The organism is Gilvimarinus algae, from assembly GCF_030518215.1.
Taxonomy (GTDB): domain Bacteria; phylum Pseudomonadota; class Gammaproteobacteria; order Pseudomonadales; family Cellvibrionaceae; genus Gilvimarinus; species Gilvimarinus algae.
Genome location: NZ_JAULRT010000018.1, coordinates 1 through 363 on the forward strand (window position 1 = coordinate 1; position 363 = coordinate 363).

Here is a 363-nt window from a genome sequence, read left to right on the forward strand (position 1 = left end):
CCTGCCGCGTGAAGGCTATCGAGCAAGCGGCTGGTCTGGGCTTGGGACGCCAGAAAGACTGTAAATTGAGCATCAATTTTCTGCCCAATGCCGTCTACCGTGCCAGCACCTGCATCCGGGCTACCTTGGAGGCCACAGTCACATTCGACTTCCCCGCCAATCTGCTGATGTTCGAAGTGACCGAAGGCGAGCGGATCGAGGACACCGAGCACTTGAAGTCGATCTTCAAGGAGTACGAGCGACAGGGCTTCACCACTGCAATAGATGATTTTGGCTCGGGTTACTCAGGGCTGAATCTGCTCGCAGAATTTCAGCCGGCTGTGCTCAAGCTGGATATGGCTCTCACTCGGGGGGTCAACCAGG

At 56.5% G+C, this 363-nt stretch carries 1 protein-coding gene; it reads left to right on the forward strand.

Going from position 1 to position 363, the window contains the following annotated elements:
• Window positions 1-65: 65 nt before the first annotated feature.
• The coding region (locus tag QWI16_RS00295; RefSeq protein WP_302710717.1) for an EAL domain-containing protein at window positions 66-363 on the forward strand (298 nt) is incomplete at its 3' end.